The sequence below is a fragment of the Pseudomonas sp. Y24-6 genome, assembly GCF_020295325.1.
GTDB classification, from domain to species: Bacteria; Pseudomonadota; Gammaproteobacteria; order Pseudomonadales; family Pseudomonadaceae; genus Aquipseudomonas; species Aquipseudomonas gregormendelii.
Genome location: NZ_JACBXG010000004.1, coordinates 309,353 through 325,874, shown reverse-complemented (window position 1 = coordinate 325,874; position 16,522 = coordinate 309,353). Strand labels below are relative to the sequence as shown.

14 protein-coding genes are annotated in these 16,522 nt (G+C 61.6%); 4 read left to right on the top strand and 10 right to left on the bottom strand.

Going from position 1 to position 16,522, the window contains the following annotated elements; translation table 11 throughout:
- Positions 1–34 precede the first annotated feature (34 nt).
- The 3 genes from HYI44_RS10235 to HYI44_RS10225 all read left to right on the top strand — a co-directional run bounded on the left by HYI44_RS10235 (position 35) and on the right by HYI44_RS10225 (position 3,687).
- Positions 35–850 carry a rhodanese-like domain-containing protein gene (locus HYI44_RS10235; protein WP_225569345.1) on the top strand — a complete coding sequence of 272 codons (816 nt, stop codon included), beginning with the start codon at positions 35–37 and terminating at the stop codon, positions 848–850.
- 18 nt (positions 851–868) lie between these two features.
- A complete protein-coding gene (gene asd, locus HYI44_RS10230) occupies positions 869–1,729 on the top strand; it encodes an archaetidylserine decarboxylase (RefSeq protein ID WP_045061852.1) in 861 nt (286 codons plus the stop codon).
- A gap of 179 nt (positions 1,730–1,908) precedes the next feature.
- The gene (locus tag HYI44_RS10225; RefSeq protein WP_225569344.1) at positions 1,909–3,687 is read left to right on the top strand and encodes a molecular chaperone; all 1,779 of its coding nucleotides are present in this window, start codon (positions 1,909–1,911) and stop codon (positions 3,685–3,687) included.
- Between the two features lie 113 nt (positions 3,688–3,800).
- On the opposite strand, the gene serB is transcribed toward HYI44_RS10225, so the two are convergent.
- The gene (serB, locus tag HYI44_RS10220; protein WP_225569343.1) at positions 3,801–5,015 is read right to left on the bottom strand and encodes a phosphoserine phosphatase SerB; all 1,215 of its coding nucleotides are present in this window, start codon (positions 5,013–5,015) and stop codon (positions 3,801–3,803) included.
- 135 nt (positions 5,016–5,150) lie between these two features.
- Here serB and HYI44_RS10215 point away from each other — a divergent pair, with 135 nt between their 5' ends.
- On the top strand, positions 5,151–6,671 hold the full coding sequence (locus HYI44_RS10215) for an AhpA/YtjB family protein (RefSeq protein WP_225569342.1): 1,521 nt from the start codon (positions 5,151–5,153) through the stop codon (positions 6,669–6,671).
- Positions 6,672–6,994: 323 nt separating this feature from the next.
- Here the strand turns inward: HYI44_RS10215 and HYI44_RS10210 are convergent, their stop codons facing one another.
- The 9 genes from HYI44_RS10210 to HYI44_RS10170 all read right to left on the bottom strand — a co-directional run bounded on the left by HYI44_RS10210 (position 6,995) and on the right by HYI44_RS10170 (position 16,390).
- Positions 6,995–7,708, bottom strand: a complete 714-nt coding sequence (locus tag HYI44_RS10210; protein ID WP_045061856.1) for a membrane integrity-associated transporter subunit PqiC — start codon at positions 7,706–7,708, stop codon at positions 6,995–6,997.
- Between the two features lie 176 nt (positions 7,709–7,884).
- Positions 7,885–10,152, bottom strand: a complete 2,268-nt coding sequence (gene parC, locus HYI44_RS10205; RefSeq protein WP_045061857.1) for a DNA topoisomerase IV subunit A — start codon at positions 10,150–10,152, stop codon at positions 7,885–7,887.
- Positions 10,153–10,159: 7 nt separating this feature from the next.
- On the bottom strand, positions 10,160–10,684 hold the full coding sequence (locus HYI44_RS10200) for a TIGR02281 family clan AA aspartic protease (protein WP_122841549.1): 525 nt from the start codon (positions 10,682–10,684) through the stop codon (positions 10,160–10,162).
- Positions 10,681–11,667, bottom strand: a complete 987-nt coding sequence (locus HYI44_RS10195) for an esterase-like activity of phytase family protein (RefSeq protein ID WP_225569341.1) — start codon at positions 11,665–11,667, stop codon at positions 10,681–10,683. Before HYI44_RS10195 ends, HYI44_RS10200 begins: the two co-directional genes overlap by 4 nt.
- Positions 11,667–13,571 (bottom strand): DNA topoisomerase IV subunit B, encoded by a 1,905-nt coding sequence (gene parE, locus HYI44_RS10190; RefSeq protein ID WP_045061860.1) that lies wholly within the window; start codon positions 13,569–13,571, stop codon positions 11,667–11,669. Before parE ends, HYI44_RS10195 begins: the two co-directional genes overlap by 1 nt.
- Before the next feature lie 48 nt (positions 13,572–13,619).
- Positions 13,620–14,228, bottom strand: a complete 609-nt coding sequence (locus tag HYI44_RS10185) for a YqiA/YcfP family alpha/beta fold hydrolase (RefSeq protein ID WP_122841547.1) — start codon at positions 14,226–14,228, stop codon at positions 13,620–13,622.
- A gap of 186 nt (positions 14,229–14,414) precedes the next feature.
- Complete coding sequence (gene cpdA, locus HYI44_RS10180; RefSeq protein WP_225569340.1) at positions 14,415–15,230, bottom strand: 3',5'-cyclic-AMP phosphodiesterase; 816 nt, start codon at positions 15,228–15,230, stop codon at positions 14,415–14,417.
- Positions 15,231–15,329: 99 nt separating this feature from the next.
- Positions 15,330–15,782 (bottom strand): DUF1249 domain-containing protein, encoded by a 453-nt coding sequence (locus tag HYI44_RS10175; RefSeq protein WP_045061863.1) that lies wholly within the window; start codon positions 15,780–15,782, stop codon positions 15,330–15,332.
- On the bottom strand, positions 15,773–16,390 hold the full coding sequence (locus HYI44_RS10170) for an NUDIX domain-containing protein (protein WP_225569339.1): 618 nt from the start codon (positions 16,388–16,390) through the stop codon (positions 15,773–15,775). The genes HYI44_RS10175 and HYI44_RS10170 overlap by 10 nt, the downstream gene beginning before the upstream one ends.
- Between the last annotated feature and the right edge of the window lie 132 nt (positions 16,391–16,522).

Below are 16,522 nucleotides of genomic sequence, written 5' to 3'. Positions count from 1 at the left end.
TACAATCCCCCTTTTTGTGCTCGGGAGACCTCACATGTCTGACTTCTCTGGCTTGGCGCTGGTCATCGAGCCCGGCGACCTGCTCGCCCGTCTCGACGCGCGCAATCTGATCCTGGTGGACCTCACCAGCAGTGCCCGCTACGCCCAAGGGCATATTCCTGGCGCGCGCTTTGTCGACCCCAAGCGCACGCAACTCGGCCAGCTACCCGCTCCGGGCCTGATCCCGCCAGACGCGGCACTTGAAGCGCTGTTCGGCGAACTGGGCCACCACAAGGATGCGCTGTACGTGGTGTATGACGACGAAGGCGGCGGCTGGGCCGGGCGCTTCATCTGGCTGCTCGACGTCATCGGCCACAAGCACTACCACTATCTGGATGGCGGCCTGCTGTCCTGGCTGGCGGATGGCCTGCCGGTCTCGACCGAGGTCCCGGCTTCGGCGGGAGGCCCGGTAAGCCTGACCTTGCACGACGAACCCACGGCCACCCGAGAGTACCTGCAAAGCCGGATTGGCGCCGCCGACCTGGCCATTTGGGACGCGCGCGCGCCGCAGGAGTATTCCGGCGAGAAGGTCCTGGCTGCCAAGGCCGGACACATTCCCGGAGCCATCAATTTTGAATGGACCGCCGGCATGGATCAGGCGCGCAACCTGCGCATCCGTAAAGACATGCCGCAGATCCTGGAACAACTGGGGATAACCCCGGACAAAGAAGTTATTACTCACTGCCAGACTCACCATCGCTCTGGCTTCACTTATCTGGTGGCCAAGGCGCTCGGTTATCCGCGGGTCAAGGGTTACGCCGGCTCCTGGGGCGAATGGGGCAACCATCCCGACACCCCCGTAGCGATCTAAGGTTTTTAAGGACAGTTAATGAACAAGCGTCTGTTTATCCTCAGCCAATACCTGCTGCCTCATCACTTGCTCTCGCGACTGGCCGGCTGCATTGCCGAATGCCGTGTGCGCTGGTTCAAGAATGCCTTCACCGCCTGGTTCGCCAAGCGCTACCAGGTGGACATGTCCCAGGCACTGGTAGAAGACCTGACTGCCTATGAACATTTCAATGCATTCTTCACCCGCGCCTTGAAAGAGGGCGCTCGCCCTCTGGACGAAACGCCGGGGGCGATCCTCAGCCCGGCCGACGGCGCAGTCAGCCAGCTTGGCCCGATCGAGCATGGTCGCGTTTTCCAGGCCAAAGGCCACAGTTTCAGCGTGCTGGAATTGCTCGGTGGCGATGCGGCCAACGCTGCACCGTTCATGGGTGGCGACTTCGCCACCATCTACCTGTCGCCGAAAGACTATCACCGCGTGCACATGCCGCTGGCCGGCACCCTGCGCGAGATGGTCTACATCCCGGGCCGCATTTTCTCCGTCAACCAGACGACTGCTGAAAACGTGCCGGAACTGTTCGCCCGCAACGAGCGCGTCGCATGCATTTTCGACACCGAGCGCGGGCCGATGGCCGTTGTGCTGGTCGGGGCAATGATTGTGGCCTCGATCGAAACCGTCTGGGCAGGCCTGGTCACTCCGCCCAAGCGTGAACTGAAAACCTTCCGTTACGACGAAGCCGCCCGTGCGCCGATCCACCTGGAAAAAGGGGCGGAATTGGGGCGCTTCAAGCTAGGTTCGACCGCCGTGGTGCTGTTCGGCCCGGATCAGGTGAAATGGGCTGAGGGCCTGGGTGCACTGTCGCCGGTGCAGATGGGCCAGGCGCTGGGCTTGCCGAAGGCCTGATAACCGGCCTGTCCCGGTAGGAGCTGCCGAAGGCGGCGATCTTTTGATGTTAAAAACAGAGTCAAAAGATCGCAGCCTGCGGCAGCTCTACGGGGGCGGCATGGTTTTTATATTCGCAATCAAAAGATCGCCGCCTGCGGCAGCGCCTGCACGGTCTGATTCCTGCTATGGTTTTCGCCATGAATGAGACCACCCCACTCCAGCTGTTACGTGCACCGCTCCCTCAACAGGCTCGCCTGTCGTTCTGTGAGCCAACCCCGCGCGATCTCAAGCGCTGGATCGCCAACCTGCCCAAGGCCAACATTGGCGAAACGGCCCGCTTGCTCTATCAGGGCCTGGGCGAACTCAACCAGCTGCTCACCCCCAGTGACAATCGCCTGCAATTGCTCGAGCTGTTGCGACCCGAGGTGTACTACGTCTGCAAACACCTGGAGCGGCACTTCCTGCATCAGGCGATTGTGCTGGACGAGCGCTCGCGCAAGATCGCCAACCTGTGCCAGGCATTGCAAAGTCACCTGGCGATTGGTTACAAGCAGATCGTCCTGCGCGTGTCACCGCGCTTCAGCAAGGATCGCGCCGCGCTCTTGACTAAAGCGCTGCAACGGGCAATCCATTGCCTCAACGGGCCGCTGATGCGCGCGACGCAGCTGTATTGCCCGGCGCCGGAAGGCCTCTGGCTGGAGCTGCATCAACTCTACCAAATCGCCTGCTCGCACCAGCTCCAGCGCCAGAATGTGCGCGACGAATTGGCCAGCCAGACGCAAAACCTCAGCATTGAGCAGACCTATGTCACGGCGCTGCTGATGGGTGCTGCACGCTGCAATCAACTGCGGCAGAACCAGATCGCCCGTCTCGCCGAAGTGCTGGAGTCATGGAGCTCGCTGATACGCCTGAATCCGGGCCAATCGGTGGAAGGGCTGTTCGCCGTCGCGCCAATGCTCGATACCGCGCCGCGCTACCGCTCCAAATTCAGGAGCGAACAGCAGGGCGATTTGCTGGCCATTGATACCACCCCGCTGGTGGCGGCCATCGACGCTCATCTGCACAAGACCGACTCGGCCCAACCTCTGCTGGTGCCGACGGGTTTGAGCCTGGATACCTTGCAACACCTGAGTGCCGCCTGGGGGCAGACCGCCGAGCGCAGTTTTCAACGCACGGCAAGCCAGGGCCAACTGACCCTGTGCGTCGGCATGAGCGCCCTGCATTTCTATCTGGGTGGCCAGCGCTCGTTCAGTGAGCTGCTGAAAAACCACGGCGGCCGGCAGGCGAAATTTTCTGCGCTGTCGTCGGCCACCAAGGGCCAGGACCAATGGAGCCACGCCTTCGACGTGGCGCCGGAGGGCAACACCCAGGACCTGCTGCCCTACGAAGAAATCGAATACCCGCAGCTGCAAAATGATGACGGCAATGACACGGCCGACAGCAATCGGCATTTTCCGACTTATGTCTTGCCTGTGGTCAACCACAGCCCGGGAGGCTATTGCCTGGCATGGCCTGGCGAAGTACCCGCCGAGCTTCAGGCGGGTGAGATGGTCGGCATCGAGGATGTCGCGGGCCAGGGCTGGAGTATTGCGGTGGTGCGCTGGATTCGTCAGGTTCGTGGCGGCGGCACACAGATGGGCATCGAACAGGTTGCACCGTACGCCGAGCCCTGTGGCCTGCAACTGGTGCGCACCCGTGATGATCACAGCCACTACCTGCGCGGCCTGTTGTTGCCCGCGATCAGCGCGGTAGACGTGCCCGCCACACTATTGGCACCGCGGCTGCCCTTTCAGGAAGGGCAAAAGGTGATGATCAACACCAACGGCGAGGAACATCGGGCAGGGCTGGATCGGCGGGTGGCGAGTACCAACAGTTTTAATCAGTTCGCTTACCGGTCTTTGGAGGGTGCCAAAAACGATAACGCCGCCGGTGGCGGCGTCGAGGAAGACTTTGATTCTTTGTGGAAGTCGCTTTGAGGTTAGGCATGAAAAATGTGGTGCGGCCATCGCGGGCAACCATTGCTCCCAGGTCGGTGATTCTGTGGGAGCAAGGCTTGCCCACGATGAGGCCTGATCAAGGGACTAAAGCCTTAGAGCTGCCCATCACGATCGCGAAAGCCCAGCAGATACAGCACCCCATCCAGCCCTAGGGTCGAAATCGCCTGCTTCGCCGACTGCTTGACCAGAGGTTTGGCACGGAACGCCACGCCCAACCCGGCGATCGCCAGCATCGGCAAATCGTTGGCGCCGTCGCCCACCGCAATCGTCTGCTCCAGACGCAGGCCTTCCTTGTGCGCCAGCTCCCGCAACAGGTCCGCCTTGCGCTGCGCATCGACAATTGGCTCGACCGCCACGCCAGTTACCTTGCCGTCGACCACTTCCAGTTCATTGGCAAATACGTAGTCGATGCCCAGTTTGGCTTGCAGCTGCTTGGCGAAGTAAGTGAAGCCGCCTGACAGGATCGCTGTCTTGTAGCCCAGGCGCTTGAGTTCGGCGAACAGGGTCTCGGCGCCTTCGGTCAGGCGCAGCGAGGCGCCGATCGAATCCAGCACGCTGACGTCCAGCCCCTGCAGCAAGGCCAGGCGCTCCTTGAAACTCGCGCGGAAATCCAGCTCGCCGGCCATCGCCCGCTCGGTGATCGCAGAAACCTGCTCGCCCACACCCGCGGCCTTGGCCAGTTCATCAATGACTTCGGCTTCAATCAGCGTGGAGTCCATGTCGAACACCGCCAGGCGGCGGTTGCGGCGGAACAGCGAATCTTCCTGGAAAGCGATATCGACGTTCAGGTCCTGCGCCACGCTGAGGAATTCGGCCCGCAGCGCCTGCGGGTCGGCCGCTTCGCCACGCACAGAAAACTCGATACAGCCCTTGCCCTTGTCGGCCGGCGTATCCAGCGGCATGCGTCCCGACAAGCGATCGATATGATCGATATTCAGCCCGTACTTGGCCGTGATCGAGCTGACGGCCTGCAATTGCTCGGCAGTCACCTTGCGGGTCAACAGGGTAACGATGTGGCGTTTTTTTCCCTGGTTGCCGACCCACTGCTGGTAATCCGCTTCGGAAACCGGCGTGAAACGGACCTGTTGATCGAGCTTGTAGGCCGTAAACAGTATGTCCTTGAGGACGGACTTGCCTTGCTCGGTGTCGGGAATCTCAACCAGGATGCCGAACGACAGGGTGTCGTGGATCACCGCCTGGCCGATGTCGAGAATGTTCACACCACCCTGGGCCAGAACGCCGGTAATGGCCGCAGTCAGACCCGGACGGTCGACTCCCGTGATGTTTATCAGGACGATTTCGCGCAAGGCGCACCCCCGCAAGTGGAAAAAAACCGCATTCTACCCACATTCAGTGACCATCGGGCACCGTGAGCGCTTTGCCGGTCTGGGGCCTGTCGCTATACTGCGCGTCAACTTCACGGACAAAAGAGCCGAGCTCAAGTGAACCGGCCCACGCCAGTAAAAACCGATAACTTCTTTCTGCTGATCTTCCGGGCACTGCGCCATCGCCGTGTACCGATTGCATTACGCATTGCCAGCCATAACGTGATCCTGGTCGCCCTGGCCCTGGTCATCTACGCCTGCGTGATGGGATTGCAGTTCAAGCAGGCCATGCATGAGCAGGCGGATGCGCTGGGTGAAAGCCTGACCACGCAAACCGCCACCTCCGCCACCGAGTTGCTGGTGTCCAATGACATCCTCAGCTTGAACGTGCTGCTCAACAACCTGACCAAGAACAAGCTGGTGGCTCATGCTGCCATCTATAGCGTGGATAACCGCATCCTCGCCGAAGCCGGTCAGCGCCCCAAGCACAGCCTGCTGGGCGAAGCCGAGGGCATGTACCAGAGCAAGATCACTTTCCAGGACGTGACGGCCGGGCAACTGCGCATTAGCCTGGACATGGATCAGTTCCAGCAGCCGATGACCATCAGCCTGCAGAGCATGGGCATTCTCAGTGCCATTCTGCTGGCCTTGTCCCTGGCGCTGAGCCTGCGCCTGGGTCGGCACATCTCCACGCCACTGCTGCAACTACGCGTGTGGCTGCGCAACATCGACGAATACACCCCGGCCACCGAGCGTCAGGACGAGATCGGCGACCTGGCGCGTCAACTGCACGCCAACTTCGCCCCGGAGCCGGTTGAACCGGAGCCGGACCCGGAGCCTGAGTACGAAGAGACAGAGGACGAAGACGAGCCGTCTTTCGAAGTGCGCAACCTGCGTGACCCGAGTTTCGACGAAACCAGGCCGGTGGCCGGCTTGAAGCCTGCGCCTCGGCAGATTGTCAGCACTGTCGAAGATGATGACGACGAAGACCCGTTTGCCGACCTGCGTGACGAAGCAGTGGCCAGCGCGCCCAAGCCCGTGGTTAAAGCGCCTGCTTCCAACGTGCCTCAACACAGCGCGGTGCTGGCCGTGCAACTGGGTGCCCAGGATCAACTGCGCCGCCTGCCCCGTACTCGCCTTGAGGAGTTGCTCAAGCGTTATCGCGACTGCCTCGACCAGGCCGCCTCGCTCTATCAGAGCGAGCTGCACACCCTGAACGACGGCAGCACCCTGATGCTGTTCCACACTGAAGACAGCGGCGAAGACTACCTGACCAATGCGATCTGCTGTGGCGAGTTGCTGCGCGCACTGGGTCATCAGTTGCAGATCGAAGTGGCCGACTCGGGCATTACCCTGCAACTGCAGCTGGGCCTGACCCTGGGTGACGAGCTGTTCGGTCTGAGCCAGATTGACCTGCTGCTGACCGAATCGGCCCAGGACGCCCTGGCCTTGTCTCAACACAGCCGCAACCTGCTGCTGGTGGAACGCAAGATCGGCGACGACGTGCTGATCCGCCAGCGCGCGCGGATCCGCCCGATCGCCAGCCCTGAAGGCGCCTGCTGCGTGGAGCGTTTGATGGAGCCGTATCCATCGATGCTGGAGCGGCAACTGGCGCGGATGCATGAGCGTCGGGCTTAAGCCCTGATGTGAAAAAGCCCGCAGACAAGTGATTGTCTGCGGGCTTTTTGTTGCCTGTGCTGGCGCCATCGCGGGCAAGCCCGCTCCCACAGGGGTTCTGGGTCCACACATTTTCTGTGGACACTGCGGGTCACCGCAGGAGCAGGCTTGCCCGCGAACTGCCCCCAACAGGGTTCTGGGTCTGCACATGTTCTGTGGACCACCGCAGGTCACTGTGGGAGCGGGCTTGCCCGCGAAGAGGCCCCCACAGGCAACATCGATCTCCCAAGACAGACAGAACAAAGCCCGCACAAGGCGGGCTTTGTTCTGGCCTCATTCAGGCCTTAAAACCTGAACACTTCCATATCGGTGCGAATCGGCGAAGCCATCGGGATCTTCGGCTGTTTGTCCTTTTCCGCTGCGGGTGCGGCAGGCTTGGCGGCCGGTTTTTTCGGCCCTTCGGCAACTGGGGGCTGGTTGGCCAGGGGCTTGAGCGCCACAGACAGCTGCTCGGCCAGCCGTTGCAGCAATACGCCCTGGGCCTGGACCTGCGCCGCCGTGCCGCCTGCGTGCTGCTCCTGCAGATGAATGATGCGGTTGTCCCGCACCTGGCCGCGACGGTCGATCAAGCGCCATTGCGCATCCAGGATAGCTGGCTGCGACTCACCCGAATCCAGGCGTGTAATGGTCAACAACACCTGCACATCCGGCGTGAAGCCAAGCGTCGCCGGCGCCAACACCACGCGCTGGCTGTCCAGGTGACCAGACACCTGGCGTAGCAGCAATTGATCGATGTCCGAAGACAGGCTGCCAGCCCAACGACCGTCGGTCGACGCCTGGAGGCTGCCATCCGGTTGCCGCTGCAAGAGGGTCTCACGTTGCAGGTAGTCGGCAATTGTCACCGGCCCCAGCAAAACCGCCATGCCGGCACTTTGTGCCGGCTGCACCGGATTACCGCTGTCCAGCTGATACAGCGACACCGGTTGGTGAACGCTGCAACCCGCCAGGCCAAGAACGCCAGCGAGCATCAAGATAAAAGGAAGGCGCAGAGCAGTCATCGTCCCATCCAGGTGGTTGCCACACGGCTAACCACAGTGAAAATACTCAATAAATATGAAGATCGCTCGGCCACGCCGGCGCTTGAAAGGCCGTATCATCCGTGAATATGCGTCCCGACTCCAGCGCGAAAGCGTCGATCTACGCGTTAAATCGTAGATCGAGCGCTCTAGCACGCCTAATTGAGGTTTTCGACGAACAGCGCATCCACCCTTTGAAAGCCTCGTGGCAGTTTGTTACCACGGCGTCCACGCTCACCTTTATAGTGTTCGAGGTCGTCTGCCTTGAGCGAAAGCGTGCGTTTGCCGGCCTGCAGCACCAGTGTGGCGCCATCGGGCAGCACGGCGATGTCCGTGACATATTCTTCGCGACTGGCTACTCGCTCACCGGGAATGCCGATGATCTTGTTGCCTTTGCCCTTACCTAATTGTGGCAGATCACTGATCTTGAAGATCAGCAGGCGACCTTCGGTGGTCACCGACGCCAGCCAGTTATGCTCTCGATCAGCAACCGGGCGTGGCAGGATCACCTTGGCGTTGTTCGGCAGGCTCAACAGCGCCTTGCCCGCCTTGTTCTTGGCCTGCAGGTCCTCGCCCTTGACCACGAATCCATAACCGGCGTCGGATGCGATCACGTACAGCGCATCGTCCTCGGGCATCATCACGCATTCAAAGGTGGCGCCTGGCGGCGGCGTCAGGCGACCGGTCAGGGGTTCGCCCTGGCCACGGGCCGATGGCAGTGTATGCGCCGCGACCGAGTAGCTGCGACCGGTAGAGTCGATAAATACCGCAAACTGGTTGGAGCGCCCGGCAGCCAGGGCCTTGTACCCATCACCAGCCTTGTAGGACAGCCCGGTGGCGTCGATTTCGTGGCCCTTGGCGGAACGTACCCAGCCTTTTTCCGACAGCACCACCGTGACTTTCTCGTTCGGCAGCAGGTCGTGCTCGGTCAGGGCCTTGGCCTCGGCGCGCTCGACGATTGGCGAGCGACGGTCGTCGCCGTAGGTTTCGGCGTCCTTGATCAGCTCGGTGCGCACCAGTTTCTTCAACTTGGCCTCGCTGCTCAGCAAGGCTTGCAGCTTCGCTTGCTCCTTGAGCAGTTCGTCCTGCTCGCTGCGCAGCTTCATCTCTTCCAGCCGCGCCAGTTGACGCAGGCGGGTGTCGAGGATGTAGTCGGCCTGGATCTCGCTCAGGGCAAAGCGCTCGATCAGCGCAGCCTTGGGGTGCTCCTCGGTGCGGATGATGTGGATCACTTCATCCAGGTTGAGGTAGGCAATCAACAAGCCGTCCAACAGGTGCAGGCGACGCTCGACCTTGTCGAGGCGGAATTGCAGGCGGCGACGCACGGTCTGCACGCGGAATTCCAGCCATTCCACCAGCAGCGCGCGCAGGTTCTTCAGCTGCGGCTTGCCGTCCAGGCCGATGATGTTGATGTTGACCCGGTAGCTCGACTCCAGCTCGGTGCTGGCGAACAGGTGCTGCATTAACCCATCGTGGTCGAAATTCTTGCGCGCGCCCGGGATGATCACGATCCGGCACGGGTTCTCGTGGTCCGATTCGTCGCGCAGGTCAGCGATCTGCGGGGCCTTGGAAGGCTTGGCCTGCATCATCGCGGCGATCTGTTCCAGCACCTTGGCACCGGACACCTGGTGCGGTAATGCGGTAACGATGATGTCGCCGTCTTCGATGTGGTACACGGCGCGCATGCGCACCGAGCCGCGACCGGTCTCGTAGATTTTCAGCAGGTCGGCGCGGGGGGTGATGATCTCCGCCTCGGTCGGGTAGTCCGGCCCCTGGATGTGCTCACAGAGTTGTTCGACCGTGGCCTTGGGTTCATCCAGCAAACGTACGCAGGCCGTGGCCACTTCACGCAGGTTGTGCGGCGGCACGTCGGTGGCCATGCCCACGGCGATGCCGGTGGTACCGTTGAGGAGGATATTCGGCAAACGTGCAGGTAATACCAGCGGTTCGTCGAGCGTTCCGTCGAAGTTTGGCCCCCAATCCGCCGTGCCCTGTCCCAACTCGCTAAGCAGTACTTCGGAATAACGCGACAACCGCGCCTCGGTGTAACGCATGGCGGCGAACGACTTGGGATCGTCGGGCGCACCCCAGTTGCCCTGGCCGTCGACCAGCGTGTAGCGATAGCTGAACGGCTGGGCCATCAGGACCATGGCTTCGTAGCAGGCCGAGTCACCGTGCGGGTGGAATTTACCGAGCACGTCACCGACGGTACGCGCCGACTTCTTGTGCTTGGAATCGGCGTCCAGCCCCAACTCGCTCATCGCATAGATAATGCGCCGCTGCACCGGCTTCAGGCCGTCGCCGATATGTGGCAAGGCGCGGTCCATGATCACGTACATGGAGTAGTTGAGGTAGGCACTTTCGGTGAAGTCAGCCAGCGATCGGCGTTCTACGCCGTCTAAGCTGTCTGCAAGGATGTCGCTCATGCGGGCCTCATCGGTTCGTTGTCTGGCGCAGCAGCATGGTGCCACCGCGCTGAGTAAATTCAAGTTTGTTCAGGGCGCTCATACCGAGCAGCACCTGTTTGCCTTCCAGCCCGGGGGCGACCAGCGCGCGAACGTCACGCAGCACGATGTCGCCGACCTGCAGCCGGTCGATTCGGGTTCGATAGCCCTTGCTCAAACCGTTGGCGGTGCTCAGGGTCACCCCGAAGCCCTCTTCCAGTTTCAGCTGCTTGGCCATCTCTGCCGGGACCGACACATCAGTCGCCCCGGTGTCGAGCATGAAATCCACCGGCTGGCCGTTGATCTGGCCGCTGGCGACGAAGTGGCCCTGGCGATTGCTGGCCAGTTTTACCTCGATGAACCCCTCGCCCTGTTCGGAGTCGACCACAACGTTGGGATTTTGCTGGCGCGCTTCCCATTCGCCGAAAAACCGCGTCGCCAGAAACAACGCGGCGCACCAGGCCAGCACCATTAGCACACGGCCGGCACGCTTGCCCGGCGTCTGTTGACTCATGATTTGCCACCCCATCCGCCTTCAGGCGCAGCAAAGCGCCAGATGAACGGGCGAACCTCGCCATCGACGCGAGCCCCTGTGTTGTTGTCGACGCCTATCCAGACGCCCGTGGCGTCCACTACCAGTGCTTCTTCCAGCCCGTAGTCCTGTGGATAACGCCGGTCATCCTGCAGCAACTCGGCGGCATACGACCAGCAACGCTCGACCTTGGCCGTTGTTGCATCGCGCCGGCATATTTCGTAGGCATTGCGTTCGAGGGTGAACAGCTTGCCGTTGAACAATGACAGGTCGGCGAAGTCCAGCGACACCGGTCTTGCGTGGTGAAACTGCGGCGGCTGCGCTCGCTTGCCACCCTCGCTCAGCAGCACACAGTTGCCGTCACAGTCCCATTGCGTGGCCCCACGCTTGATCAGCAGCAGGCCGCGGCGATCACGCTCGGCGGCCAGCCATAGCTGGTCGCCTTGCGGGTTGACCGCCAGGCCTTCGAACAGTGCATTGAAGCGCAACAACATGCCCCCGGCCCGCGCCTCGCGGACCAGCCTGGGCGCAATGTTCAACCAGGACGCAGGCCCGGTTGGCGGCACCTGCAACACGGCCGCATGGGATTCGCTGACGATGTATCGATTACCGGCGTTGTCGCAGGTGATGCCTTCGAAGTCCAGGTCGCCGCCGCGCACGAATGATGCCGCCCAACTGCGCGAGCTCAAGCTCCAGGGCAAACCGCTGGCCGGTACCACGGGCACATCGATGTGCACGGCTGCGGCCTGCCAGGGATCCTGCAGGGTATCGAGACGGTAGATCTGGTCATCGTCGCGATCGGACACCGTCCACAGCTCGCCGCCGCACTGCGCCAGCCCTGACAGGTTGCCGCCATGCATGCCGGCCACGGCATGCCCGGACACCAGGCGCAACTCCGGGACCGGGTCGGCCAACGCCGCCGTGCTCAGGAGTAACGCACACGCCAGGGCCAAGCCAACCCGCATCAGCCAAGAACCTCGGCCAGGTTGCCTTTGGACTCCAGCCAGGACTTGCGATCGCCAGCGCGTTTTTTCGCCAGCAGCATGTCCATCATTTCAGCGGTGGCTTCGTAATCTTCCAGCGTCAGCTGCACCAGGCGCCGGGTGTTCGGGTCCATGGTGGTTTCGCGCAGTTGCGGCGGGTTCATTTCACCCAGGCCTTTGAATCGGGTGACCTGTGGCTTGCCGCGCTTCTTCTCGGCCACCAGGCGATCGAGAATGCCATCACGCTCGGCCTCGTCCAGGGCGTAGAAGATCTCCTTGCCGAGGTCGATACGGTACAGCGGTGGCATCGCGACATAGACGTGACCGGCATCCACCAACGGGCGGAAATGCTGCACGAACAACGCGCACAGCAGGGTCGCGATGTGCAGCCCGTCGGAGTCGGCGTCGGCGAGGATGCAAATCTTGCCGTAACGCAGCTGGCTCATGTCCGCAGCACCGGGATCAACGCCAATCGCCACGGCGATGTTGTGCACTTCCTGGCTCGCGAGGACTTCACTGCCGTCGACTTCCCAGGTGTTGAGGATCTTCCCGCGCAGCGGCAGGATGGCCTGAAACTCCTTGTCCCGCGCCTGCTTGGCCGAACCGCCGGCGGAATCACCTTCCACGAGGAACAGCTCGGAACGCATCGGGTCCTGCCCGGCGCAGTCGGCGAGTTTGCCCGGCAATGCCGGGCCTTGGGTGATGCGCTTGCGCTCGACCTTCTTGCTGGCCTTCAGGCGACGCCCGGCGTTGTTGATCGCCAGCTCAGCCAGGAGCATGCCGGTTTCCGGATTGGCGTTGAGCCACAGGCTGAACGCATCCTTGACCACCCCGGAGACAAACGCCGCCGCCTCACGGGACGACAGGCGCTCCTTGGTCTGGCCGGAGAATTGCGGCTCCTGCATCTTCATCGACAGGACGAAGGCAATGCGTTCCCAGACGTCTTCCGGCGCCAGCTTCACACCGCGCGGAAGCAGGCTGCGGAATTCGCAGAATTCGCGCATGGCGTCGAGCAAGCCCTGACGCAAACCGTTGACGTGGGTGCCGCCCTGGGCCGTCGGGATCAGGTTGACGTAGCTTTCCTGCACGCTGTCGCCGCCTTCCGGCAACCACAGCAGCGCCCAATCGACCGCTTCCTTGTTACCGGCCAGGCTGCCGCAGAACGGCTCGTCCGGCAGGCGTTCGAACTCGGTGACCGCATCGACCAGGTAGGAGCGCAGGCCGTCTTCGTAATGCCATTCGACTTTCTCGCCGGAGGCCTTGTCTTCAAAACTGACCAGCAAGCCGGGGCATAGCACGGCCTTGGCTTTGAGTACGTGCTTGAGGCGGCTGACGGAAAATTTCGGCGAATCGAAGTATTTCGGATCCGGGGCGAAGAAAACACTGGTGCCGGTGTTGCGCTTGCCGACGGTACCCACGACTTCCAGCTCGGTTTTCTTGTAGCCATCGGCGAAAGTCATCTGGTATTCGTTGCCGTCACGCTTGACGCGCACCCGGACTTCGGTCGACAGGGCGTTGACTACGGAGATACCCACGCCGTGCAGACCGCCGGAAAACTGGTAGTTCTTGTTGGAGAACTTGCCACCCGCATGGAGCTTGGTGAGGATCAGCTCGACGCCTGAAACGCCCTCCTCCGGATGGATGTCCACCGGCATGCCACGGCCGTCATCGCTGACTTCCAGGGAGTGATCGGCGTGCAGGATCACCTGCACCGAGGTCGCGTGACCGGCCAGGGCTTCGTCGACGCTGTTGTCGATGACTTCCTGGGCGAGGTGGTTCGGCCGACTGGTGTCAGTGTACATGCCAGGGCGTTTGCGCACCGGGTCGAGGCCCGAGAGGACTTCGATGGCGTCTGCGTTATAAGAGCTAGCGCCGGGAGTGGCCATGGGGTCTCGTCGTCCTTTGAAAAAAGTGTTCTGTAGAAAAGGGACCGGTCACAGTGTTGTGAAATCAATCGCTTGATACAAATCTGCGCCAATGCCGGCAAAACTCAACATGGCCGGCAGGAGCGCGGCAAAGCCCTGAAAGCTGTGGTCGCCGCCGGCCTGGATGCGCAAGGCACAGGCCCGGTAGTGGTGCTGGGCGTGGCGATAGTCCAGGGTTTCATCACCGGTCTGCAACCACACCTGATAACGCTGGGGGTCCTGCGGTGCCGGCACTTCCAGCTCGGCCAGGGCCGTTACATGGTCGTGGGTCAGTTCCCAGGCCTCATCGGTGTACAGGTTTTTCTGCGTCCCCAGGTGCCCGTCGAACATCCGGTGCGGGCTTACGGCCGGGTTGACCAGCAGGGCCTTCAGGCCATGGCGCTCGGCCAGGTGAGTCGCATAGTAGCCGCCGAGTGAGCTGCCGACCAGCAGTGGCCGCCCCAGCTCGGCAATCGCCTGTTCAAGCTGACCGATGGCTTCGCGCGGATGATGATGCAGGGCGGGTACCCGCAGCTGATCGCTCAAACCCAGGCGGCCCATCACCGTCATCAGCTGCGTGGCCTTTTTCGAGGAGGGCGCGCTGTTGAAACCGTGGATATAGAGGATCGAGCCGGACATTTGAGCTCCCTGTTCGTCAGGTAAAGAAGGCGGAGTTTACAGGGTGTCAGGGGAAGCAGGGATATCCGTGGAATTTGGAGCGTCTGTGCGAACGCCTTCGCGGGCAAGCCCGCTCCCACAGGATATGCGCTGTCCCTGTGGGAGCGGGCTTGCCCGCGAAGGCCATCACGCGGTCCTCAGGAATGACTAATAACCGTCAGCGTCGTAATCGACCTTGAATTCGAACCCCGTAACCCGCTCAACGCCCGTCTCGATCCGCCCATCCGGCAGCAACCGCAACCATCGATACCCCGGCGCCTGATCCCCCACCTTGAAATCATCGCTCCCCGGTTCAAACTGGATGCAGGTCGAAGGCGACGCGATCAACCGAACACCGTTGCGCTCACGGTCAATTTCCTGATGCACATGCCCCCAGAGCACCGCCCGCACTTGGGGAAAGCGATCCAGCACGGCAAACAGCGCCTCTGGATTGCGCAAGCCGATCGGCTCCATCCAGGCACACCCGATCGGCACCGGATGATGATGGAAGCACACCAGGTGATGGCGCTCTGGCGCTTCGCTCAGCGAACACGCAAGCAATTGCAGCTGTTCATCCTGCAAATAACCCGGCACCGAGCCCGGCACCGCCGAATCCAGCAGCGTCACTCGCCAGTTGCCGATATCCACCACCGGCTCCAGCAAAGCGCTTTGAACCGCCGCCTCGGCCATGATCTGCGGCTCATCGTGGTTACCGGGAATCCAGCGCGCCGGGGCGTCGAGCTGGCGGGTCAGGTCGCGAAACAGCTGGTAAGACTCCAGTGTTCCGTCCTGGGACAAATCTCCACTGGCAATCACCAGGTCAATCCGGGGCTGCTGCAGGCGCACCAGCTCGATGACTTTCACGAGGCTGTCCCGGGTATTCATGCCCAGCAACGTGCCATCCGCGGCGGCGAACAAGTGGCTGTCAGACAGCTGCACCAGCAACGCCGAATCGGCGGTGGTCAATGTGGATACGCTCGGCAAGGCGTTCTCCCAGGGCGAAAGCACGGGTATTGATGAGTGCCGCAATTATGCTGGGGGACAAGCGAAAGAGGAAAGTGGTGAACGCAACGCTGTTCACAACTAACGAACGACTTCGTATTCATGCCCCAACGCCAGGCAATGGCTCAACCACTCCCCCAGGAACATGTTCAGCTGGGCTTTTTCATCCGGTTGATGCATCGAGGCATTCGGATAAGGATAGATGCCGCGAAAGCGTCGTGCATGTTCGGCACTGACGACTTCAGCCATGCAGGCGTCGTGATACACCTGGACTTCCAACTGCGGCACCGGCAGCCATGGCAGGCTGTGCTCCTGGCGCACTTGCAGGGTAGTGGTGTACGGGCAGACCTGCAGCACCTCGAGCGCCAGTACGCCGAGCATCTGGTCGCCATGAGTCACGGCAATGCGTCGCGCCGCCGGCTCGCTACGCATGTCCGGCAACAGTCGCATAAGGCGCGCATAGTTGGCCTCGCAAGAAGCTTGCAGCCCCGCGAGGTCGACTCGATAGCGATCGCGCAACTTGTTTACGACCATAACCCCCTCACTTCAGCGCGGTTTAAAGCTAGCCATTGCATGGCAATGATGCTGGCCGCGTTGGCAATTCGTCCGTCGCGCACGGCTTGCAGGGCATCTTCGAACGCCCAGACCGTAACGCGGATATCTTCTGCTTCTTCTTCCAGCCCATGCAGGCCCCCGGCCCCGGTGGTCTCGCAACGTCCCAGGTATAAATGCACAAACTCATTGCTGCCGCCCGGCGATGGAAAATACTTGGTCATCGGCCAGAGCGCCCCAAACACAAGCCCAGCTTCCTCCTGCGCTTCGCGGTGAGCAACTTCTTCCGGCACTTCATCCTTGTCGATCAGACCGGCGACCAGTTCAATCAGCCACGGGTTGTCGGTCTTGCCCATGGCGCCGACGCGAAACTGCTCGATCAGTACCACTTCGTCACGCTGCGGGTCGTACGGCAGGACGCAGACGGCATCATGGCGAACGAACAGTTCTCGATTGATTTCGCGACTCATGCCTCCGGCGAACAATTCGTGGCGCAGGTGCACACGATCAAGCTTGTAAAAGCCCTCGTAGCACTTTTCGCGCCGAACGATCTCAACAGCGGTCGGAATGGCGTTGGCAAAATCAGTCATGACAATCCTCGTAGTTGCTCCGAGGCTCCAGCCTCGACTTCGCGCCATCCTAACGCGCCCGCTACCTTTGATGCAGCCCCTTTCCAGACAGCGGGATAGACGGTGAGGGCGAAACCAACTCTAATTAGCTTA